The sequence below is a fragment of the Kribbella sp. DT2 genome, from assembly GCF_049844575.1.
Lineage (GTDB): Bacteria > Actinomycetota > Actinomycetes > Propionibacteriales > Kribbellaceae > Kribbella.
Genome location: NZ_JBNCLH010000001.1, coordinates 574,961 through 595,912, shown reverse-complemented (window position 1 = coordinate 595,912; position 20,952 = coordinate 574,961). Strand labels below are relative to the sequence as shown.

Annotated in this window: 16 protein-coding genes and 1 pseudogene; 7 read left to right on the top strand and 10 right to left on the bottom strand. The window is 68.4% G+C overall.

The window, feature by feature from the left end:
• Positions 1 to 3,423 precede the first annotated feature (3,423 nt).
• From ACLQ2O_RS02850 to rpmH, 7 genes and pseudogenes are all read right to left on the bottom strand, one after another.
• Positions 3,424 to 4,359, bottom strand: a complete 936-nt coding sequence (locus tag ACLQ2O_RS02850; RefSeq protein WP_184800750.1) for a ParA family protein — start codon at positions 4,357 to 4,359, stop codon at positions 3,424 to 3,426.
• 626 nt (positions 4,360 to 4,985) lie between these two features.
• Positions 4,986 to 5,621 (bottom strand): 16S rRNA (guanine(527)-N(7))-methyltransferase RsmG, encoded by a 636-nt coding sequence (rsmG, locus tag ACLQ2O_RS02845; RefSeq protein ID WP_425826820.1) that lies wholly within the window; start codon positions 5,619 to 5,621, stop codon positions 4,986 to 4,988.
• Between the two features lie 52 nt (positions 5,622 to 5,673).
• Positions 5,674 to 6,192, bottom strand: coding sequence for a protein jag (locus ACLQ2O_RS02840; RefSeq protein WP_425826818.1), 519 nt, complete (start codon positions 6,190 to 6,192; stop codon positions 5,674 to 5,676).
• A 310-nt stretch (positions 6,193 to 6,502) separates the two neighbouring features.
• A pseudogene (gene yidC, locus ACLQ2O_RS02835) lies at positions 6,503 to 7,492 on the bottom strand (membrane protein insertase YidC); the annotation flags it as partial.
• Positions 7,493 to 7,804: a membrane protein insertion efficiency factor YidD gene (gene yidD, locus ACLQ2O_RS02830; protein ID WP_363670482.1), complete on the bottom strand. Its 312-nt coding sequence runs from the start codon at positions 7,802 to 7,804 to the stop codon at positions 7,493 to 7,495. It abuts the pseudogene before it with no gap.
• Positions 7,801 to 8,193: a ribonuclease P protein component gene (gene rnpA / locus ACLQ2O_RS02825; protein ID WP_425826816.1), complete on the bottom strand. Its 393-nt coding sequence runs from the start codon at positions 8,191 to 8,193 to the stop codon at positions 7,801 to 7,803. Before rnpA ends, yidD begins: the two co-directional genes overlap by 4 nt.
• 29 nt (positions 8,194 to 8,222) lie before the next feature.
• Positions 8,223 to 8,360 (bottom strand): 50S ribosomal protein L34, encoded by a 138-nt coding sequence (gene rpmH, locus ACLQ2O_RS02820; protein WP_012924626.1) that lies wholly within the window; start codon positions 8,358 to 8,360, stop codon positions 8,223 to 8,225.
• Positions 8,361 to 8,836: 476 nt separating this feature from the next.
• Between rpmH and dnaA the strand changes: the two genes are divergently transcribed.
• From dnaA to ACLQ2O_RS02790, 6 genes are all read left to right on the top strand, one after another.
• Entirely contained in the window at positions 8,837 to 10,999 is a 2,163-nt protein-coding gene (gene dnaA / locus ACLQ2O_RS02815; RefSeq protein ID WP_425826813.1) for a chromosomal replication initiator protein DnaA, read from the top strand.
• Positions 11,000 to 11,519: 520 nt separating this feature from the next.
• Complete coding sequence (gene dnaN, locus ACLQ2O_RS02810) at positions 11,520 to 12,665, top strand: DNA polymerase III subunit beta (protein ID WP_184800760.1); 1,146 nt, start codon at positions 11,520 to 11,522, stop codon at positions 12,663 to 12,665.
• Between the two features lie 48 nt (positions 12,666 to 12,713).
• Positions 12,714 to 13,631 (top strand): phosphogluconate dehydrogenase (NAD(+)-dependent, decarboxylating), encoded by a 918-nt coding sequence (gnd, locus tag ACLQ2O_RS02805; RefSeq protein ID WP_425826811.1) that lies wholly within the window; start codon positions 12,714 to 12,716, stop codon positions 13,629 to 13,631.
• Position 13,632: 1 nt separating this feature from the next.
• Entirely contained in the window at positions 13,633 to 14,772 is a 1,140-nt protein-coding gene (recF, locus tag ACLQ2O_RS02800) for a DNA replication/repair protein RecF (protein ID WP_425826809.1), read from the top strand.
• Positions 14,765 to 15,346, top strand: a complete 582-nt coding sequence (locus ACLQ2O_RS02795; RefSeq protein ID WP_425826807.1) for a DUF721 domain-containing protein — start codon at positions 14,765 to 14,767, stop codon at positions 15,344 to 15,346. Before recF ends, ACLQ2O_RS02795 begins: the two co-directional genes overlap by 8 nt.
• Before the next feature lie 102 nt (positions 15,347 to 15,448).
• Positions 15,449 to 16,768 carry a hypothetical protein gene (locus tag ACLQ2O_RS02790; protein ID WP_425826805.1) on the top strand — a complete coding sequence of 440 codons (1,320 nt, stop codon included), beginning with the start codon at positions 15,449 to 15,451 and terminating at the stop codon, positions 16,766 to 16,768.
• A 3-nt stretch (positions 16,769 to 16,771) separates the two neighbouring features.
• Here the strand turns inward: ACLQ2O_RS02790 and ACLQ2O_RS02785 are convergent, their stop codons facing one another.
• Genes ACLQ2O_RS02785 through ACLQ2O_RS02775 form a run of 3 tightly spaced genes read right to left on the bottom strand, consistent with a single transcriptional unit; the run spans position 16,772 to position 18,560 of the window.
• Positions 16,772 to 17,335, bottom strand: a complete 564-nt coding sequence (locus ACLQ2O_RS02785; RefSeq protein ID WP_425826803.1) for a hypothetical protein — start codon at positions 17,333 to 17,335, stop codon at positions 16,772 to 16,774.
• Positions 17,335 to 17,931: a hypothetical protein gene (locus ACLQ2O_RS02780; protein ID WP_425826801.1), complete on the bottom strand. Its 597-nt coding sequence runs from the start codon at positions 17,929 to 17,931 to the stop codon at positions 17,335 to 17,337. The genes ACLQ2O_RS02785 and ACLQ2O_RS02780 overlap by 1 nt, the downstream gene beginning before the upstream one ends.
• On the bottom strand, positions 17,928 to 18,560 hold the full coding sequence (locus ACLQ2O_RS02775; RefSeq protein WP_425826799.1) for a hypothetical protein: 633 nt from the start codon (positions 18,558 to 18,560) through the stop codon (positions 17,928 to 17,930). The genes ACLQ2O_RS02780 and ACLQ2O_RS02775 overlap by 4 nt, the downstream gene beginning before the upstream one ends.
• A gap of 343 nt (positions 18,561 to 18,903) precedes the next feature.
• Here ACLQ2O_RS02775 and gyrB point away from each other — a divergent pair, with 343 nt between their 5' ends.
• Positions 18,904 to 20,943 carry a DNA topoisomerase (ATP-hydrolyzing) subunit B gene (gyrB, locus tag ACLQ2O_RS02770; RefSeq protein ID WP_425826797.1) on the top strand — a complete coding sequence of 680 codons (2,040 nt, stop codon included), beginning with the start codon at positions 18,904 to 18,906 and terminating at the stop codon, positions 20,941 to 20,943.
• Positions 20,944 to 20,952: the final 9 nt, after the last annotated feature.

Below are 20,952 nucleotides of genomic sequence, written 5' to 3'. Positions count from 1 at the left end.
GCGAGCACGTGAACGAGGGCGAGTGCCGAAGGAGAGCGCGACGACTACAGCCACGACGCGGACCGGCGCGCCAGGTCCTGCCCCGCCACCACCCGCCACCACCCACCGCCACGCGCGCTCCACCACCGGTCGACGCGTCCAGAGCTACACAGCTCCGACTACCAGAGACATCCTCGCCCTCGTCGTCCCTTCGGCGGGGATGAAGGGACGGCGCTCCGCGACGAACAGCCGCCTGACGTGGGTCTGCGTCCGGCTAGCAGGACCACCGGCCAGCATCCGCACCGCGGGCCCCGCCAGCACGGTGAGCCGGCCCGGGCGAGAGGCCACGCCTCATCCCACCGGCATACCGTCCGACCCCGCGCGCTATGCCGCTGCCGGTAGTCCTGCCGCACGCCTCACGACTGCGAAGCTCCTTCGGCGGCCCGCCTGTCGCCTTTCGTGCGACAGCCTGTGGCACACCTCCGCACCGCAGTTGCGGGGCCGCGGGACTGCGGGACTGCGGGACTGCGGGACTGCGGGACAGCGGGACAGCGGGACAGCGGGACAGCGGGACAGCGGGACAGCGGGACAGCGGGACAGCAACCGTACGCGCTCGATGCGGGCCACTCACATCCACCTTCTGGCGCACCCCACCCTGCACGGTCGACCTGTGTCCAACAGCGCAGCCTCGCCCCGGTCGCACACCAACTGTTCCGACCACCACCCCAGGAGCGACGTCGGAAGTCGACGCCCGGCTGGCGATCCCGACATCCCTGGACGGGCCTGGCCAAGGACACGCGCACAGGCCTAGTACGTGGTCCTTGCACCCGAGGCCTGTGGCGACGCCGTACCGCGGCAACCACCTTCACCGGCCCCACATAAAGAGCTCTCTGTGCGCGCCCTCCTCCTATGTGACACCAGGAGTTGTGCGCCCGACAGCGACTTCCGATCAGATGGGCCCAGCCTCGTAGGTCTTGAGATGAAACATCCGAAGTGAGTCGCCGCCCGATCGGAAGTGAACCTGCGACATTGACCATGGCGTCGAAAGGCACCTACCCCTTGGGTGGGGACGGCTGGTCGACCGGGACGACGATCGGCATGCTGCCGGAGATCAGGCTCACGCCCAGCCGCCTGAGGTGTCCCCCCTCCCCCCGGATAGGCACCCTAGGGTGGAAGTCGCTGATCGACCGCTGCCCCCGGCCGTTTGGCGGTCTCGGAGCGGCGGTCGAAGCACCCGCGAACAGATGCCCCGGCAACGGGCCGCGCCGGGCGTCCCGGGCGACGCCTGAATACTCACGGCCTCGGGGCCGGCTGCTCTGATGTCCAAAGGTCGGGGCTCGGGGAAGGCGCTCCAGCATCCGTACCTATGGCTCGGTTGTCGGCGCGGTCGTCACGAGCTCCACATCGCCGGGCAGGCTGGCCAGCACTGAAGCCGCACGGTTGGCGGCTCCCGCTCCAGAACCACGCCGGCAACAGCAGGGCGCTGCCGCCTGGGAGCTTCGCTCCGGCGCCACGCTACGAGTTGCGACTCCGCACGCACTCGAACTGCGACCAGCGGCGGGAGTTCCGGGTGCCCGGACTGGCCGGACTGGCCGGACTGGCCGGACTGGCCGACGACAGCAGATGCCTCCGGTTGGAGACTCTCGTCCGGACCCACGCCGGCGGAGGCGCGGTGCCCGCTAAGCGCTTCGGTCTGGTGCCCGGCCGGAGCTTCGGTACCGTACCGGCTCGGAGCTTTCGGTCCTGTGCCGGCTCGGGGCTCCGAAACGGCTCCAGCTCGGCGGCCCGATACGGCTCCGGCTCGGCGTCCCGGAACAGTTCCGGCTCCGGGCCCGAAACCGCTTCACCTTGGGGCTTCGGACCGGTGTACGGCCAGGTCTGGACCGGTGCCGAGTCGGACTGGGTACCCGCGCCGACTCAGCGGGTCGTGCTTCGGTTCGGCGCTCTAAACGAGAGTCCGGTTGGCGCTAGGTCGGTCTGCAGTTCGGGCGATGCACGCACGGGCCCCAGCTTCCCGGCGGACCTGGTTCGCAGGCTGGCCCATGGCCGAGCTCGGCCGGACGTGGGACCTAGCGAGACGGTACGAGGCGCGGTTGCTTGATCGACGAAGCCCGCCTTGCAGGGCTGACGTCAGGGCGCGATGACCGAGCGCCCGAAGGCCGCAGCGATGGACGCGGTGCTGCATGGCGACCCCCCGGGAAGTCGCGCTGGCAGGTCGGTGAGTGGGCTCTCGACAGGCAAGCCGCCATGTTGGCTTCTAAGGGAGGCGGCTGTCTGACGCCGGGTGGATTTGTCGACTCTCGGTGATTCGAAGTCGGGAGCGTTCATTGGAAGTCGGACAGGATCAGCGGCCAGCAGGGCTGGTGAACTGATCGGAATCGGACACCGCTCGGACCCTCGGCAAGTTCTCGGTCAGCCGATTCATGCCGCACCTCGGGCCAGCGGACTGGCCGCCCGTTCCACCATTGGACCGGAGTGGGCAGGGTCCGGTCGATCGGTCGAGTTCCTGGGTGACCACCAGCGTGTCCGGCTCGACACCGGCCGCCCTGGATCCCGGTGGGTCCTCCGGCATCGACGGCAGGATGGTCGCGTCACTGGCCGCAGGCCGCCGATGGGCGCTGGGGTCTACTCGTTGGCTCCGGTTCTTGGGGCTCTTGTTTCACGTGGAACGCCGGCTGCTAGAGGCGCCCTGTGTTTCACGTGAAACGGACGGACCTGCAGACCGGGCTACGCATGCGAGATGTGTAGAAGGTGCAGCGGGGACTGGAAGTCACCGAGAACGGGCCGGCCGGCCCGGCTGCTCCGAGGGACCGGCCGACTGTGTGCCGGTTCAGGCGTTGTTGTGCATCGCGACTTCTCGAGGAGGCTTCTAGGCATGAGGGGTCCGAGAAGGTTGGGTTGGCCCCGTCGTTGGGGGCGCAGGATTCCCAAGTTGGCGCTGGAGTTCTGGTCGTTGGCTCCGGCTCATAAGGGCAGGCTTCACGTGGAACGCCAGCGCCTAGGGCGGACTGTGTTTCACGTGAAACGCGGGGTGGGTGCAATGGGCTCTGGAATGCCCGAGGAAGGGGCCGACAGGGTCGCGCCCTATCCGCACCACCGGTCCGGCGAGGGCGCGAGGTCGTGCGGGACATCTGCGTGTCCAGGCTGCCCTGGATTGTGGGCGAGCAGACTGCTGCGGAGTACTAGCGCGGCCCTCGTCGGCGGTGGGGCCGGCCTGGCCGCCGGGCCGAGCGTCTGGCCGGTGGACCGGCAGCCGGGAAGACGCTCGTCGGAGTTCAGCGGGGCCGGCGCTGAGGCGGCGAGGGCTTCACGTGGAACGGGCTCCGCGTGGGATGGGTTTCACGTGGGTTGGGCGCGCGTGGAATCGGCTCGCGTGGAATCGGCTCGCGTGGAATGGGAGAAGGCCCGGTCCCATAGGGGGCCGGGCCTTCTGGGGTGTGGGGGTCAGGCGTTGTTGCGCATGGCGATTTCTCGGGAGGCTTCCAGGTACGAGAGGGCTCCGGCGGAGGCTGGGTCGTAGGCCAGGACTGTTTGGCCGTGGCTGGGGGCCTCGGAGATTCGGACTGAGCGGGGGACCGCTGTGCGGAGGACGGCGTCCTGGAAGTGGCCTCGGACTTCGGCTGCTACCTCGCCGGCGAGCTTGGTGCGGGCGTCGTACATGGTGAGCAGGATCGTCGACACGTCGAGGGTCGGGTTCAGGTGGGACTTGACCATCTCGATGTGGCGGAGGAGCTGGGAGAGGCCTTCCAGGGCGTAGTACTCGCTCTGGATGGGGACGAGGACCTCGCGGGCCGCGGTGAGGGCGTTCACTGTGAGGAGACCCAAGGACGGCGGGCAGTCGATGAAGACGTAGTCGTACTTCTCGCCAGCGGCCTCGGTCTCGGCCAGGTGGGCGTCGAGGGCCTTCTTCAGGCGGCTTTCACGGGCGACGATGCTGACCAGTTCGATCTCGGCGCCGGCCAGGTCGATGGTTGCCGGGATGACGACGATGCCGGGGTGCTCCTCGCACGGCTGCAGGAGCTTGTTCAGCGGCTCGTTCTCGATGATCGCCTCGTAGACACCGGGAGTGCCCTCCGAGTGCTCGATCCCCAGGGCGGTCGACGCGTTGCCCTGCGGGTCGAGGTCGATCACCAGGATCCGCGCGCCGTACAGGGCCAGGCCGGCCGCGACGTTGACGGTGGTGGTGGTCTTGCCGACGCCGCCCTTCTGGTTGGCGACGACGAATACCCGGGTCTCGGCGGGCAGCGGGAACTCGCGGCCCATCGTGCGTCCTTCGTTCACGAGCAGGGTCCGTTCGGTGGCGGCGGCGATCGGAGTTTCGAGGAGTCGTCGCTGAAGCTCGTCCGAGGTGGCCCGCGCGGCGATCTGTGCGGCAGTCATGGCGCCCATTCCAAGAGGTACGGGACGTGGCCCGAAGAGGATGTCGGTCGGGGTCGGAGCAGATCTCTCCCCAGCTTTGTCCACAGGGGCCTGTGGACGAATTCCCGCTTGGGGAGGTGGCTCCAGGGGGTAGTCATCCACAGGTCGTGGAGACTCGGGGAACTCTTCGTCAGGTGTCGGCGCCGGCCCGGTTTCACGTGAAACGGGCTCGGTTGCCGGGGTCGTGGAGGTGGCACCCAGGCCGAGCGAAGCAGCTGCCTGCAGCATCGAGGGGCGCTCCCCCGCGTCGACGACCAAAGTCGGAGCGGGGTCGGTCGGGAGGTCCGCCGGTGAAGGACGAGAGCCATTCACAGATGGGGCGGGGGTGAGCTCGACCGCAGGCGCGACCGGGGCCGGAGCATCAAGTGCCGAGACAGAAGCAGACGCAGCAGACGTCTCGGTAACAGCGGACGCTTCAGTGGAGGGTGCAGGTGCCGCGGGCACTGCGGGTGCAGCCTTGGCCGGAGGTGCGGTGGTGATGCGAACGACGGGCGTGTCGGGGTCTGTCGGCCAGCCGATCCCCTGGGTCGTACGGGATTCCCCCGTGCTCCTGTCCGGCCACCCGACGGCGCGACTCACCAACCCGTTCACCTCCCGCGTCTTCTGTGCTGGGATCCCCGCGCAGCACGTCCGGCCACAATACTCACGACAGTCGTCGGCTGGGCCAGTTCCTCCACGCCGAGTTGATGAACGTGCCAAACTTCCGCGCCCAGGGCCTCCAACTCCCCCTCGGCACCGGCCAGTTCGTCCTCCGCGGAGGCGCCCTTCATGGCAAGCATCAGGCCGCCTTCGTCGAGCAGCGGCAGGCACCACCCGGCGAGTTTGCCCAGCGGGGCGACCGCGCGCGAGGCGACCACGTCGTACGTCGTACCGCGCAGGTCCTCAGCGCGAGCGCGGACCACAGAGGCGTTCTCGAGGCCCAGTTGCTCCACCGCCTCCTCCAGGAAGGTGGTACGCCGGAGCAGCGGCTCGACGAGCGCCACCTCGAGGTCGGGGCGCACCAGCGCGAGCACGATCCCCGGCAGGCCGGCCCCGGTGCCGATGTCGGCGACCGTGGACTCCTCCGGGATCAGGCGCTCGAGCACGGCGCAGTTGAGGAGGTGCCGGTCCCACAGGCGCGGCACCTCCCGCGGGCCGATCAGGCCACGCAGGGTTCCTTCGGTCGCCAGCAGCTCGGCGTACGCCGCAAGCCGGCCCGCCGCCCGGGGGAAGAGCTCCTCCACGAGCGGCGGGGTTTCACGTGAAACGTCACCTGTCACGAGCGGTGCACGACGATCAGGCCGGCTGGACGACGACCCGGCGACGCGGCTCCTCGCCTTCGGACTCGCTGGTCAGGCCCGCCGCGGCGACGACGTCGTGCACGACCTTGCGCTCGAACGGCGTCATTGGGTCCAGCCGGACCGGATTACCGGTCGCCTGCACGTCCTCGACCGCCTTCTTGCCGACCTTCTCCAGCTCGGCCTTGCGGTTCGCGCGGTAGTTCGACACGTCGAGCATCAGCCGCGACCGCTCACCGGTCTCCCGGTAGACCGCCAGCCGGGTGAGCTCCTGCAGCGCCTCGAGCACCTTGCCGTTCTCACCGACCAGGTTGCTCAGGTCGGCACCGACGATCGACACCGCGGCACGGTCGCCGTCGATGTCCATGTCGATGTCGCCGTCCAGGTCGGCGATGTCGAGCAGCTCCTCCAGGTAGTCGGCCGCGATGTCGCTCTCGGCCTCCAGTGCCTTCAGACGCTCGTCCGCACCACTCGCGGTGGACTTCTCCGCCGACTCGTTCTGCATGCCGTCGCTCACGGCCACTCCTTCACGGTTCGAGATCCGCCCCACGGGGACCCGGTTCGTACAAAAGCAGGGATGTACAGCGGCCTGTGGCTCAGCTGTCGGTCTTGCGGGGCGTACCGCCGCCGGACTTCTTCTGGCCCGCCTTCTGCTGGGCCGTCCGCTGCGCACGGGACTTGGCGGCCGGCTGCCGCTTGCCGCCGGCCGGAGCCTTCTTGGCGGCCGGCGCCTTCTTGACCGGAGCAGGGGTCGAGGGCGAGGCCTGCTGGCCGTTGCTCGACGCCGTCGGCTCGTCCTGTACGCCGCCGGTACCGGCCGTCGGGCCGGTCTTCCGGTTGCTGCGGGACTGCCGCTTCGGCTGCTGCCGCTGGGCCGGACGACGGTCCGCCCCGCTCTCGCCGTCGGTCTCCGCGGTGGCCAGGCCGGTGTCCTCCGGCTTGCCCGCGCGCCGGTTGTGCTCGCGCTTGCGGGCTTCCATCGCGTCGAACGCCGGGGTGCCGGGGGCCGGGTTGCGGCGGATCACGTAGAACTGCTGGCCCATCGTCCACACGTTCGAGACGAACCAGTAGATGAGCACACCGATCGGGAAGTTGAAGCCACCGATCAGGAAGAAGATCGGGAAGACGTAAAGCATGATCTTCTGCATCTGCGCCGCCTGGCCCTCGAGGGCCTCCTTCGGCATGTTCTTCCGCATCAGCTGCAGCTGGGTGATGAACATCGTGCTGGTCATCAGGATGATCAGCACGATCGCGACGGCCTTGACGTTGGTCGCGCCGTCGCCGTTGGCCTTCAGGAAGGTCTGGGAGATCTCGGCGCCGAAGATCTTCGCGTGCTGCAGGGACGCGACGTACGGATCCATGATGCTGGCGTGCGTCCGCCCCTTCGACGCGTAGTCGAGGACGCGGAACAGCGCCAGGAAGATCGGCGACTGGAGCAGCAGCGGAAGGCACGAGGAGAACGGGTTGGTGCCCGTGTCCTTGTACAGCTTCATCATTTCCTGACCGAGCTTCTCCCGGTCGTGGCCGTACTTCTTCTGCAGTTCCTTCATCTTGGGCTGCAGCAGCTGCATGTTCCGGCTGGAGCGGATCTGGCGCACGAACAGCGGGATCAGCAGGGTCCGGATGACGATCGTGAGGCCGGCGATGGACAACGCCCAGGCCCAGCCGCCGTTCGGGTCCAGCACCTGCGAGAGCAGCCAGTGCCACCCCACCAGCAGTGCCGAGACGGCCCAGTAGAGCGGGGTCATGACCGTGTTGAACAGTTCGACGATCCCGTCCCACAAGGCGAGCTCGGGGATGGCCAGGGGAATGATCACTCAGGCACCTCGCTGCACAGGCCCGGCGTCGGTCGACGATCCGGGCTGGTTGGCGGAGAGGGACTCTCCGCGCTGGTCGACATCTGTGGGTGGAACGGGGTCGTAGCCGCCGGGGTTCCACGGGTGGCAGCGGGCGAGTCTCCTCGCTGCCAGCCAGCTACCGCGCACCGCGCCGTGCCGCTCGACCGCCTCCAGGGCGTACGCCGAACAACTGGGGTAGAACCGGCAGACCTGCCCGTACATCGGGCTGACGACCTTCCGGTAGAGCTTGAGGAACCCGATCAGCCCGTACTTCACGGGCGAGAACGTCATCGGGAGTCCACCAGGACACGCCTGAGCGCACCGTCCACGTCCGCGACCAGCTCGGCGTACGACGCCGCGGCCGACGCGGGCAGAGCCCGTACGACGGTCAGGCTGCCGGCCGGCAGGTCGGGAAGCCGCGTCGCGAGGACAGCACGCAGCCGGCGGTGGACACGGTTACGCACAACCGCGTTGCCCACCGCCTTGCTCACCACGAATCCGACACGTGCGGCGTCGTTCGCGGTCCCGGCGGCCAGACCGGATCCGGGCAGGCCGTCCCCGACCAGGCTGTGTCCGACCAAGAAGTGAACCACCACCGCACGCCGACCAGCCCGCCGTCCCGATCGGACGGCGCGGCGGAAGTCGTCGGACCGGCGGAGCCGGTGCGACGGGGGCAGCACGAGGTGGTCACCGCGTCGGTCGGCGGACCTCAGGCCGCGAGGCGCTGACGGCCCTTGCCACGACGGGAGGCGAGGATCGCGCGGCCCGCGCGGGTACGCATCCGAAGACGGAAGCCGTGCTTCTTGTGCCGACGACGGTTGTTCGGCTGGAAGGTCCGCTTGCTCACTGGAATGACTCCGGTTACTCGATCACGATTGTCGACAAATCCACTGGTAGATCTGCCCCATGGTGCAGGTCCTGCACACCGACCCAGAACCCAGTCAACATGACGCCGACAAACAGACGGTCCTTCTGGAGCGCAGCACGAAACGGCCGGCTCAACGCCGACCGATCCACGGTACGTGGCGGCCTGTGGACAGGTCAAACCAGCCGTCCCCATAGTTTTCCACAGGCTTGTGGACGAAACGCACCGTCAGGCACCGGTGACTGCCTGATCGGGACGGCTACCGACCGCGACGGGCCCACCACGCCGACGCCTCCACGTCTACCCGACACGCCGGGAGTTGCCCCCATTTTGGCGTGCATAGCCTGTGGATGACGGCTTGAAGCAGTGGGACGGGACTTGTTAGCGTCAACCCTTCACACCAGAGGTCCGACTTTCCCCCATCGGTAACCAACCTGGTCCGCGCTTCGTTCACAACTGTGGACAACCGTGTGGACAATGAGGAAAACCCGGTTGAGGAGACCAGCGACTGCGACGTACGGCCACCGGCCGCACCAGCAGCCGCCGGTGATCGGGACGAGGTCGCACCGGCCCGGGCAGCAACGCCCGGACGGGCCGGCCACCGCAGCGATGGATTCGGGGAGCAACGCGTGGTCGAGGACCAGTCCGCCAGTGCGGACGGCAGGGCAGAAGTGAAGGACCTGGACGAGGCCTGGACCCGGGTGCTCGCCGGACTGCCCCCGAACCAACGGGCCTGGCTGACCAACAGCCGCCCGGTCACCCTGCACGAGAGCACCGCGATCGTCGCCGTACCGGACGACTTCACCCGCGGCCAGCTGGAGACCCGGCTGCGCCCGGACCTGGAGCGGATCCTCAGCGAGAGCTTCGGCCGGGACATCCGGATCGCGGTGACCGTCGACCCGTCGCTGGACCCGGAGCTGCGCGAGCCCACCCCGCAGCCGGAGGCGCCACGCCAGCAGAACCCGTTCCAACAGCCGGCACCGCAGTACCAGCCGCCCAACCATCAGCAGCCCAGCCACCAACAGGCAAATCACCAGCAGGCCGGCCACCTGCAGCCGAACCAGCCGCAGAATCAGCAGCTCGGCCAGCACCTGCAGCAGCCGCCGGCGCACTTCCAGCCGAGTCCGCTCGGGCAGAACCGGTACGAGGAGAGCCAGCTCCAGCAGAACGAGTCGTACTCGCAGCAGCAGGCCCAGCAGCAACAGCCTCAGCACGACCAGTCCCAGCAGGGTCACTCTCAGCAGAGCCACCCGCAGCAGGGCCACTCCCAGCAACCGCAGTCCCAGCAGCAGCCGCCGCAGCACGGCCAGCCGGTGCAGAGCGACAGCTCCTACCAGCCGACGATCCAGTCCGAGCTGAGCGCACCGGACACGATCAACCAGCAGCAGCCCCAGCACAGCCAGCCTCACGAGCAGCAGCCGGCCAACCACCAGCAGCAGCAACACGGGCAGCAGCACAGCCAGCAGCAGTACGCCCAGGGCACCGGCTACGGCATCGGTCACCAGCAGCGGCCGCCCAGCTCGGTCGCCCCGCCGCCGAACGGGTCCGCACTGATCGGCACGCCGACCAACGACGCCCAGGGCGAGGCGCGGCTGAACCCGAAGTACACCTTCGAGACCTTCGTCATCGGCAGCTCGAACCGCTTCGCCCACGCGGCCGCGGTCGCGGTCGCCGAGGCGCCGGGCAAGGCGTACAACCCGCAGCTGATCTACGGCGACTCCGGGCTGGGCAAGACCCACCTGCTGCACGCCATCGGCCACTACGTGCGCAGTCTCTACACCGGTGCCCGCGTCCGGTACGTGTCGAGCGAAGAGTTCACCAACGACTTCATCAACGCGATCCGCGACGACAAGGCGTCCCAGTTCCAGCGCCGGTACCGCGACGTCGACGTGCTGCTGATCGACGACATCCAGTTCCTCGAGGGCAAGATCCAGACCCAGGAGGAGTTCTTCCACACCTTCAACACCCTGCACAACGCGAACAAGCAGATCGTGATCAGCTCCGACCGGGCGCCGAAGCGTCTGGAGGCGCTGGAGGACCGGCTGCGGAACCGGTTCGAGTGGGGTCTGATCACCGACATCCAGCCGCCGGACCTCGAGACCCGGATCGCGATCCTGCGTAAGAAGGCGGCCACCGAGCGGCTGACCGCGCCGCCGGAGGTGCTGGAGTTCATCGCGTCGAAGGTGCAGACGAACATCCGTGAGCTCGAGGGCGCGCTGATCCGGGTGACGGCGTTCGCGAGCCTGAACCGGCAGCCGGTCGACCTGAGCCTGGCCGAGATCGTGCTGAAGGACCTGATCCCCGAGGGCAGCAAGCCCGAGGTGACGGCCAGCATGATCATGGGCCAGACCGCGTCGTACTTCGGGCTGTCGATCGACGACCTGTGCGGTTCGAGCCGGAGCCGCGTGCTGGTGACGGCCCGCCAGATCGCGATGTACCTGTGCCGTGAGCTGACCGACCTGTCGCTGCCGAAGATCGGCCAGCAGTTCGGCGGCCGGGACCACACCACCGTGATGCACGCCGAGCGGAAGATCCGCCAGCTGATGTCGGAGCGGCGCAGCGTCTTCAACCAGGTCACCGAGCTGACCAACCGGATCAAGCACCAGGCCAAGCAGCAATGACCTCGCCGGCCGGGTCGAAAAGCGCGCCGAGTACGCCGTACGCCGAGCGCCACGACCCGGTCACGAATACCACACAGCCTGGGGACACAGCTGTGGATAACTGTGGGTATCTCGGTGGACGAAGGGCACTTCGCTGTGGATTCGCTGTGGGGACAGATCTCGTCGTACCCAGGCGTCCCCAGGCAAGCCCGATTTCGTCCACACCTCACGCACAGGGTGATTTGCCCTCTGACCTGCGGTTTCGCGGCTTTTCCACACTATCCACCGGTGCGAAGAACCTTATGGAATCTATAGAGGTTCCAAAGTCCACAAATGGTTCGAGCGGCCCAACCTGGGGAAAACTCCGTTTTTCGGCCCTTCACCGACCCCTCGCCTCCCGGTGCTGGGCAGTGTCGGTGGAACCTGTCAGGCTGTCGGTGCGAGATGTGGCGAACCGCCGCGTCAAGCCCGGTGGACACACATCCCATCCGTCCGTGGCAGGATCTGCCTGGCACACAGCCGAATCAGGAGGCACCCAGCGGTGAAGTTTCGCGTCGAGCGCGACGTACTGGCCGAGTCGGTGGCCTGGGCCGCGCGCAGCTTGCCCAGTCGCCCCAGCGTCCCGATCCTCGCCGGACTTCTCGTCGAGGCCGAGGAAGGGCAGATCACGCTGTCCGGCTTCGACTACGAGACCTCCGTGCGCGTCACCGTGCCGGCCCAGGTGGCCGACACCGGCAAGTGCCTGATCTCCGGCCGGCTGGTCGCGGACATCTCCAAGAGTCTGCCGAACCAGCCCGTCGACATCGCCGTGGACGGCGCGAAGGCCCAGGTCACCTGTGGCAGCTCGCGGTTCACGCTCCAAACGCTTCCCACAGAGGAATATCCGGCGCTGCCCGACCTGCCGGCCGCCAGCGGCACCGTCCGGAGCGACGTGTTCGCCCAGGCGGTCGCCCAGGTGGTCACCGCGGCCGGGCGTGAGGACACGCTTCCGGTGCTGACCGGTGTCCGGGTCGAGATCGAGGGATCCACGATCTCCCTGCTGGCCACCGACCGCTACCGGCTGGCGATCCGCGAGCTCGAGTGGAACCCGCAGTCCCCCGACGCCTCGGCCGCCGCGCTGATCCCGGCCCGGGTGCTGTCGGAGACCGCGAAGGCGATGACCGGTACCGACATCATCGTGTCGCTGGCGGCTCCCGGTAGCGGCGACGGCATCGTCGGCTTCGAGGGCGAAGTGTCCGGCGGCAACCGGCGGGCCACCACCCGCCTGCTCGACGGCGAGTTCCCGAAGGTCCGCGGCATCATCCCGACCGACTCCGCGATCGCCACCCGGGTCCGGCTCGACACCGCGACCCTGGTCGAGGCGGTCAAGCGCGTCGCCCTGGTCGCCGAGCGCAACGCTCCGGTCCGGCTGACGTTCTCCGAGGACTCGGTCACGCTCGACGCCGGCAGCGGTGACGAGGCCCAGGCCTCGGAGTCGATCGAGGCGCGCGTGGTCGGCGAACCGGTCACCGTCGGCTTCAACCCGACGTACCTGCTGGACGGTCTGAACGCGATCGGAACACCGGTCGCCCATCTGGCGTTCACCCAAGCGACGAAGCCGGCCGAGCTGACCGGGGTCAGGGACTTCGACGGTGACCCGATCAGCGAGTTCCGGTATGTGCTGATGCCGGTCCGCCTGAACAGCTGACCAGCAGCAGGCAGGTGGGATAAGCCAACAGAACAAGGGGATTTCACGATGGAGCTCGGGCTTGTCGGTCTCGGCAAGATGGGCGGCAACATGCGCCAGCGGATCCGCAACGCGGGTCACACGGTGATCGGCCTGGACCACAACCAGGAGATTTCCGACGCCAAGGACACCGCCGACCTGATCGGCAGGCTGACCGCTGACGGTCAGCCGAAGGTCATCTGGGTGATGGTGCCGGTGCAGGCCATCGACCCGGTGATCACCGAGCTCGCCGAGCTCCTCTCTCCGGGGGACATCGTGATCGACGGCGGCAACAGCCGCTGGACCGACGACACCCGCCGGTCCGACCAGCTGGCCGAGAAGGGCATCAAGTTCGTCGATGTCGGGGTCTCGGGCGGCGTCTGGGGCCTGGAGAACGGCTACGCCCTGATGGTCGGCGGAGAGTCCGAGACGATCGCCACGTTGATGCCGATCTTCGAGGCGCTCAAGCCCGAGGGTGACTTCGGGTTCGTGCACGCCGGCAAGGTCGGCGCCGGGCACTTCACCAAGATGGTCCACAACGGCATCGAGTACGCGATCATGCAGGCGTACGCCGAGGGCTTCGAGCTGCTCGAGGCGGCCGACATCGTCGAGAGTGTGCCGGAGGCGTTCGACTCCTGGCGCGAGGGCACCGTGATCCGGTCCTGGCTGCTCGACCTGATGGTCAACGCGCTCAAGGAAGACACCCACCTGGACAAGATCCGCGGCTACGCCGACGACTCCGGCGAGGGCCGGTGGACCGTCGAGGCCGCGATCGACCACGCCGTCCCGGTGCCGGCCATCGCCGCGTCGCTGTTCGCGCGGTTCGCGTCCCGGCAGGACGACTCCCCGGCGATGAAGGCGATCGCCGCGATGCGCAACCAGTTCGGCGGGCACGCGGTGAAGGGTGCCGAGGACCCGTCGTACGCGACGCCTCCGATCAAGCACTGAGGTGTACGTCACCGCCCTGGGACTCGTCGACTTCCGGTCGTACCAGCAGGCGGAGGTCGAGCTCTCCCCGGGCGTGACGGCCTTCGTCGGTCCGAACGGTCACGGCAAGACCAACCTGGTCGAAGCGATCCACTACACCGCGACGCTCGGTTCGCACCGGGTCGCGACGGACGCGCCGCTGGTGCGCGCCGGCGCGGCCCGCGCGATCGTGCGGACCGAGGTCACCGGTGACTACGACCGGGACGTCGTGGTCGAGCTGGAAATCAATCCTGGGAAGGCAAACCGGGCCCGGATCAACCGGTCGCCGGTCCCCCGGCCCCGGGAAGTGCTCGGGCTGCTCCGGACGGTGCTGTTCGCGCCGGAGGACCTCGCGCTGGTGAAGGGCGACCCGTCCGAGCGGCGCCGGTTCCTGGACGAGCTGCTCACCCTGCGGACACCGCGGATGGCCGGCGTCCGCCAGGACTACGACCGGGTGCTCAAGCAACGGAACTCGTTGCTCCGCAGCGCCCAGATGGCCCGCCGGCAGAACCGTTCGTCCGCGGCCGAGGGGCAGCTGCGCACGCTCGAGGTGTGGGACTCCAACCTCGCGCGGACCGGCTCGGAGCTGCTCGCGACCCGGCTGGAGCTGCTGGAATCCCTGCGTCCGTTGGTCTCCGGCGGGTACGACGCTGTTGCCCGCGGCAAGGGTGATGCCCGGCTGGAGTACAAGTCCTCGATCCCGCTCGAGCCCGGGATGCGGTCCCGCGAGGAGCTGGCCGAGGCGCTGCTGGCCGCCGTACGGGAAAAGCGGCAGGACGAGCTCGACCGTGGGGTCTCGCTGGTCGGGCCGCACCGCGACGACGTCGTGCTCGGGCTCGGGGACTTGCCGGCGAAGGGGTACGCGAGTCACGGTGAGTCCTGGTCGTTCGCGCTCGCGCTGCGGCTGGCGTCGTACGAGCTGCTGCGGGCGGACGGAGGTGAGCCGGTGCTGATCCTGGACGACGTGTTCGCCGAGCTCGACTCCCAGCGCCGGGACCGGCTGGCCGAGCTGGTCGCGCCGGCCCGGCAGGTCCTGGTGACCGCGGCGGTCGGTGCCGACGTACCGGGTGAGCTGTCCGGCGTACGGTTCGCGGTCGGGGACGGGTCGGTCACTCGTGCCTGAACCCCGGAATTCCTCTGACAGCGGCGACGAGAGCGACGACGCCTCCACGCGGCCGGCGGAGGAACCGGAGCACGACAAGCACGGGCTCGACCTGGCGAAGTCGCTGGCCGGCCGGCTCAAGCGCGCGGCCGCGGTGAACGGCCCGATCCGGCCGGTACGGCGCAAGCGCCGGCGGGCCAACGACGGCTTCCAGGTCAGCGGTGCCCGACCGGACGACCGGGATCCACAGAAGCTCACCTCGACGCTCGGCCGCCTGATGCGCGACCAGGGCTGGGAAGTCGACGTCGCCGTGCACGGCGTGATGGCCCGCTGGCCGTCGATCGTCGGCCCGGAGATGGCCGAGCACTGCACGCCGGAGACCTACGAGGACACCCAGCTCACCGTCCGCACCAGCTCGACCGCCTGGGCGACCCAGCTGAAGATGCTCGCCCCCGACCTGATCCGCCGCCTGAACGCCGAGCTCGGTGACGGCACCGTCACGCACGTGAACGTCCAGGGCCCGCACCAGCCCAGCTGGCGCAAGGGCCCCCGCACGGTCCGCGGCGGCCGCGGGCCCCGCGACACCTACGGCTGAGCCGCTCACAACGCGGCTCCCAGAGGAATATCGGGGTTCCCGAGCCTCAGCGGCCGGGAGGGGTGTGAAAGACCGACCCGGGACTGTCCTAGGATCGGCGCGATGCGCACGATCGTCGACGGTTTCCGCGAGATGGTCCACCTGATCGGAGACACCTTCCGGTTGTGGTGGCGCAACCTGTTGCCCCTGGTGACCTGGTTCCTGGCCGGGTACGTCGGCTTCCGCGCGTCGATCAACGGCGCGATCTGGCTGGGGCAGCACCAGCACAAGAGCATCGCCATCGGGCTGTTCTCGTTCGGCGTACTGATCCAGATCGCGGCCTCGGTCGGCATGATCCGTACCTGCGCCACCTCGCTCCACCGGTGGCGCGACGCGGCGGCGAACAAGTCCGAGGAGACCTCGGACCCGACCCAGCAGGGCCTGATGGAGCTGCTGTCGGTCACGCTGCTGCCGCTGGTCGCTGTCTGGTCGGCCTGGGGATTTCTGGACGAGCAGCTCGCCGAACTCGGGGTCAGCAACACCGTCGCGCTGGGCGTGGGAACCCCGTTCTTCACCCTGTACAACGGTGAGTGGAAGAACTACCTGCCGGCGATCGTCATCCTGCTGGTCGTCCGCCGGGTGGTCGAGGCGATCGACGACCGCTGGCCGAGCCGGCCGGCGAAGTTCCTCCAGGTCTGGGCCGAGGCGTTCTTCGTCCTGCTCACGGTGCTGGTGACTCCGCGCGCGATCGACGACTTCAAGGACTGGCTGTCGCTGCGCCGGTTCTGGTTCTTCACGCTGGACTGGTGGGACGGCGTCAAGGAGTTCTTCGACAAGATCAACATCCCGTTGCCCGGTGGTCTGGAGTGGCTCTGGGGCTTCGTCTGGGACACGCTCTGGCCGCTGTTCAAGGACGGCGTCGGCGAGCCGCTGACCTGGCTGGCGATCACCACCGTGGTCTTCGGGCACCGGGTGCTGTCCGGTAGCGGCGTCTTCCGTGGCACGCGGGTAGAGAGCCGGTTCGGCGACGCGGCGGTCGACGCCCCGGAGCCCGGCCGGCTGGTGAAGCTCACCAACCAGGCGCCCAACCTGGTGCTCGGCGGGATCCGGGAGAAGTTCTACCCGACGCTGAACGCGTTCCGATTACTGGTCCGGGTCGGTCCGGTCTTCCTCGGCGTGGTCTGCACGGTCTACACCCTGTGGGTGCTGGGCTCGGACTGGACATTCATCGGGATCCAGCGGACGCTCGGGATCCACGGTGACAAGTGGGACCTGATGAACCAGGAGATCGCGGGCGCCCTGAGGGACGTCGTCTTCGAGACGCTGCGGATCGCCCTGCTGGCCGCGGCCTTCGACCTGTGCATCTCGGTCGGCGCCGAACGGCGCGCCGAGGCAGCTGAGGCAGCTGAGGCCCAGAAGCAGGAGCAGACCACCGGGGCCTGAGCCTCAGAAGGTGATCAGCACCCGGCGGAACTCGTTCGTCGACCCGACCTGGATCCCAACCAGGTGCGGTACGGCCGACGCCGGTACGACGTACAGCTTGACCAGCTTGTTCGGCTGGTTCAGCTTCATCGGGTGCTCGTCGTCGGAGCAGGACGTCGGGCCGAGCTCGGTGGCGACGTCCTGGTTCTTCCAGATGTTGCCGCGGTCGTCCCTCAGCTGGGTCTCGCAGACGAAACCGCCGCTGCTCAGCTGGTCGACCCCCGGCAGCGGGGTGACCGCGAGGTGGACCGCGACGACGACCGAGCCCGGCACGTTGTTCTCCAGGCTGACCTTCTCCTGGTCCTCGTCGACCAGTTGCGTGTAGACCTGCATCGTCCCGAGCTGCCAGCGCGCCTGGTCCAGGGTCACCGGTCCCTTCGAGACCGTCTCGGTGACGGTGCCTTCCTTGTAGACGGCCTCGGGGTCGCCCAGATAGGTCCGGACCAGCAGGAACGCGCTGAGCGAGGCCAGCGCGACCAGCAGCGAGATCTTCGCGACCAGTTGCAGGGAGCGGTCGGAGACACGCATCAGGCCACCCGGATGACGGAGTCGGGAATCACGTACTGGTCCTGGGCCTGCTCGATCGAGCGCTGGGCGACCTCGTCGTCCGGGACACCGAGATCGATGGCCAGGTCCTGGTTGAGAGAGTTGAACAGCAGCGTGCCGGACGTGCGCAGCTTCAGCGTCAGCCCGACCACGTCACTCGGGTTCACCTCGAACACCAGGGCGCCGCTGCGGGCGAAGCCGGGCTCGGCGAAGTCGATGCCGTTGGCGATGATCTCGGTCACCGGCGCGTAGACCGAGCCGCCGTCGGCGGCCAGCGTGATGCTGTTGATCCCGGCGTCCTCGGTGCCGCGGACGGCGTCGTACTCGACCGCGACGAAGACTCCCTCGGTGTCGACCTGGGCGCTGTCGTCCTCGTCCTCGGCGAACGACTTCGCGAACTGCAGCCGGGTGATCGTCACGGTCGAGTCGTAGTACTTCACGTCCTCGCCGATCGCGCCGTGGGTGATGATCCGCGTCCGGTCCTCGAAGACCTCCGACGGGTCCAGCAGCCGGGTCAGGCCCCCGAGCAGCACGAACAGCACGCCGACGGCGACGGTCGCTGGGCGGTACAGCTTCATTCGTCCTTCTCCGTCTCGATGGTGGTCTTGATCCGGACCACGCTGTGCGCGACGCCGGGCGAGTGCCAGTACGGCTCCTCGCTGGCGCCGGTGACGCCGTCGTCGGCCTTGAACTCCTCGGCCATCACGCCGATCTCGACGACGTCCTCGGCGAAGTCCGCCGGGATGTCGAACTTCGCGTAGCAGGGCTGCGATGCGAGCCCGTAGACCTGTACGACGTTCAGCTCGTCGTGGCAGGTGGCGCCGTTGGACTCGATGAGGTCCGCGCCGCCGCCGGGCACCAGGTTCAGCTGCCGGCCGGACATCGTCAGGCTCGTCTTCGTCTCTTTGTCGATGTTCTTCAGGTCGAAGTAGACCTGCAGCCGGGCCTTGGCCTCGCTGTAGTCGGTCTTCGGGGTCCGGATGATCTTCGCCTCGGTGAAGCCGTACTCGAACCGGCCGGCCTGGACGCTGGTCGGCGCCTCCACGGTCGGGATCGAGCGGCCCTTGTGCTCCTTGAAGCCGCCGGTCAGGAACAGCACCACCAGCAGGACGACGACGAGCGCCAGGGCAATCAGCCACTTGCGCCGGTGCCGGTGAATCACCCGGTCGGCGATCATGGCGTCGATGACGTCGTCGAGACTTTCCACGGCAGCGATCTTAGGGGGCGCCGGGTGCGCCCGCTCCGGGCGTCGCTCGTCTCGGAAACCAGACGGTCAGTGGTGACCCGGCCAAAAGGCACTGAGCGGCCGTGAGCGCTTTCCAGGCCCCCACCCGCGAGAGGGGGCATGGCGACGAGGGAGAAAAGACGCCCTGACCCGAGTTTCGGGCGCCGCATGGCAGGTTCTGCTTCGCTCGACGGGTAGACTGGCGGGGTTGAGAGCGCCGCACCTGCCAGACCTGCTCATGATCTCACCGAGCGGGGCCGGACAGGGCGGCGTCCACTGTGCATCGATGCCCCGCTGACCCGGGGTCCGAGGAGGACAACAGCCGGTGACCGACGAGCCGACCGAGACCGACGCCATCCCGTCCGCCGACAGCACCGGCACCGAAGAGGCACCGCTGACCGAGATCGTGTCCAGCGTCGTGGAGCGGGAGTACGACGCCAGCGCGATCCAGGTCCTCGAGGGCCTCGACGCCGTCCGGAAACGGCCGGGCATGTACATCGGGTCCACCGGTGAACGCGGTCTGCACCACCTGGTCTACGAGGTGGTCGACAACGCGGTGGACGAGGCCCTCGCCGGGTACTGCGACAAGATCGTCATCACGCTGCTGCCCGACGGCGGCGTCCGCGTCGTCGACAACGGCCGCGGCATCCCGGTCGGCATCGTCGAGTCCGAGGGTAAGCCGGCCGTCACCGTCGTACTGACCGTGCTGCACGCCGGCGGCAAGTTCGGCGGCGGCGGGTACAAGGTGTCCGGTGGTCTGCACGGCGTGGGTGTCTCCGTCGTGAACGCGCTGTCCAGCCGGCTGCAGGTCGACGTCAACACCGGCGGCAAGGCCTACACCCAGTCCTTCACCATCGGCGTCCCGGACAAGGACCTCGCCGAGATCGGTACGGCGGACTCCACCGGCACCACGATCACCTTCTGGCCCAGCCCGGACGTGTTCGAGACGACGGTCTACTCGTACGAGACGCTGTCCACCCGCTTCCGCGAGTACGCCTTCCTGAACAAGGGCCTCGAGCTCGTCATCCGGGACGAGCGGCCGGACCACACCGAGAACGGCGAGCCGGCCGAGATGTCGTTCAAGTACGACGACGGCCTGGTCGACTACGTCAAGTACCTGACCGGCATCCGCGAGACCGTGCACAACAACGTGATCGCGTTCGAGGCCGCGCAGGGCGACGACAGCCTGAGCCTTGAGGTCGCGATGCAGTGGAGCGGCTCGTTCCAGGAGTCCGTGCACACCTTCGCGAACGCGATCAACACCCACGAGGGCGGTACCCACGAAGAGGGCTTCCGGGCCGCGCTCACCTCGCTGGTCAACTCGTTCGGCGAGGACCAGGGGATGATCAAGAGGAAAGACGACAGGCTCACCGGTGACGACATCCGTGAGGGCCTGACCGCGATCATCTCGGTCAAGCTGGGCAACCCGCAGTTCGAGGGCCAGACCAAGACCAAGCTCGGCAACACCGAGGTCAAGGGCTTCGTCCAGCGGGTGGTGAACGACCGGCTCGGCGCCTGGTTCGAGCAGAACCCGCAGGAGGGTCGCGAGATCATCCGCAAGGCCACTGCGGCCGCGAGTGCCCGGTTGGCCGCCCGCAAGGCGCGCGACCTGGCCCGTAACCGCAAGGGCCTGCTGGGTGGCGGCGGCCTGCCGGGCAAGCTGTCCGACTGCCAGTCGACCAACCCGGAAGAGTGCGAGGTCTACATCGTCGAGGGTGACTCGGCCGGTGGCTCCGCCAAGGGTGGCCGCGACCCGAAGTACCAGGCGATCCTTCCGATCCGGGGCAAGATCCTGAATGTCGAGAAGGCGCGGATCGACCGGGTCCTGCAGAACAACGAGGTCCTGGCGATCATCTCCGCCCTCGGAACCGGCATCCACGAGGACTTCGACGAGGAGAAGCTGCGGTATCACAAGATCGTGATCATGGCCGACGCCGACGTCGACGGCCAGCACATCCGGACCCTGCTGCTGACCTTGCTGTTCCGTTTCATGCGGCCGCTGATCGAGCGCGGTCACGTGTACGCCGCCCAGCCGCCGCTGTACAAGCTGCGCTGGAGCAACTCCCCGCACGAGCTGGCCTACACCGAGCGGGAGAAGGACGGCCTGATCGCGGCCGGCGTCGAAGCAGGCAAGAAGTTCCCCAAGGAGAACGCCACCCAGCGGTACAAGGGTCTGGGTGAGATGAACCCGCAGGAGCTGTGGGAGACCACGATGGACCCGGCGAACCGGGTGCTGCTGCAGATCACCCTGGACGACGCGGCCCGGGCGGACGAGACGTTCGCGACGCTGATGGGCGACGACATCGAGGCGCGCCGGAACTTCATCCAGCGCAACGCCAAGGACGTCCGCTTCCTCGACATCTGAGCGCCCGGC

Coding starts and splice junctions, on each gene's coding strand:
- ACLQ2O_RS02850 (WP_184800750.1), bottom strand. CDS start 4,359: ATGACTGCCGCACAGATCGCCGCGCGGGCCACCTCGGACGAGCTTCAG.
- yidD (WP_363670482.1), bottom strand. CDS start 7,804: ATGACGTTCTCGCCCGTGAAGTACGGGCTGATCGGGTTCCTCAAGCTC.
- gnd (WP_425826811.1), top strand. CDS start 12,714: ATGGAGCTCGGGCTTGTCGGTCTCGGCAAGATGGGCGGCAACATGCGC.
- ACLQ2O_RS02790 (WP_425826805.1), top strand. CDS start 15,449: ATGCGCACGATCGTCGACGGTTTCCGCGAGATGGTCCACCTGATCGGA.
- ACLQ2O_RS02785 (WP_425826803.1), bottom strand. CDS start 17,335: ATGCGTGTCTCCGACCGCTCCCTGCAACTGGTCGCGAAGATCTCGCTG.
- ACLQ2O_RS02780 (WP_425826801.1), bottom strand. CDS start 17,931: ATGAAGCTGTACCGCCCAGCGACCGTCGCCGTCGGCGTGCTGTTCGTG.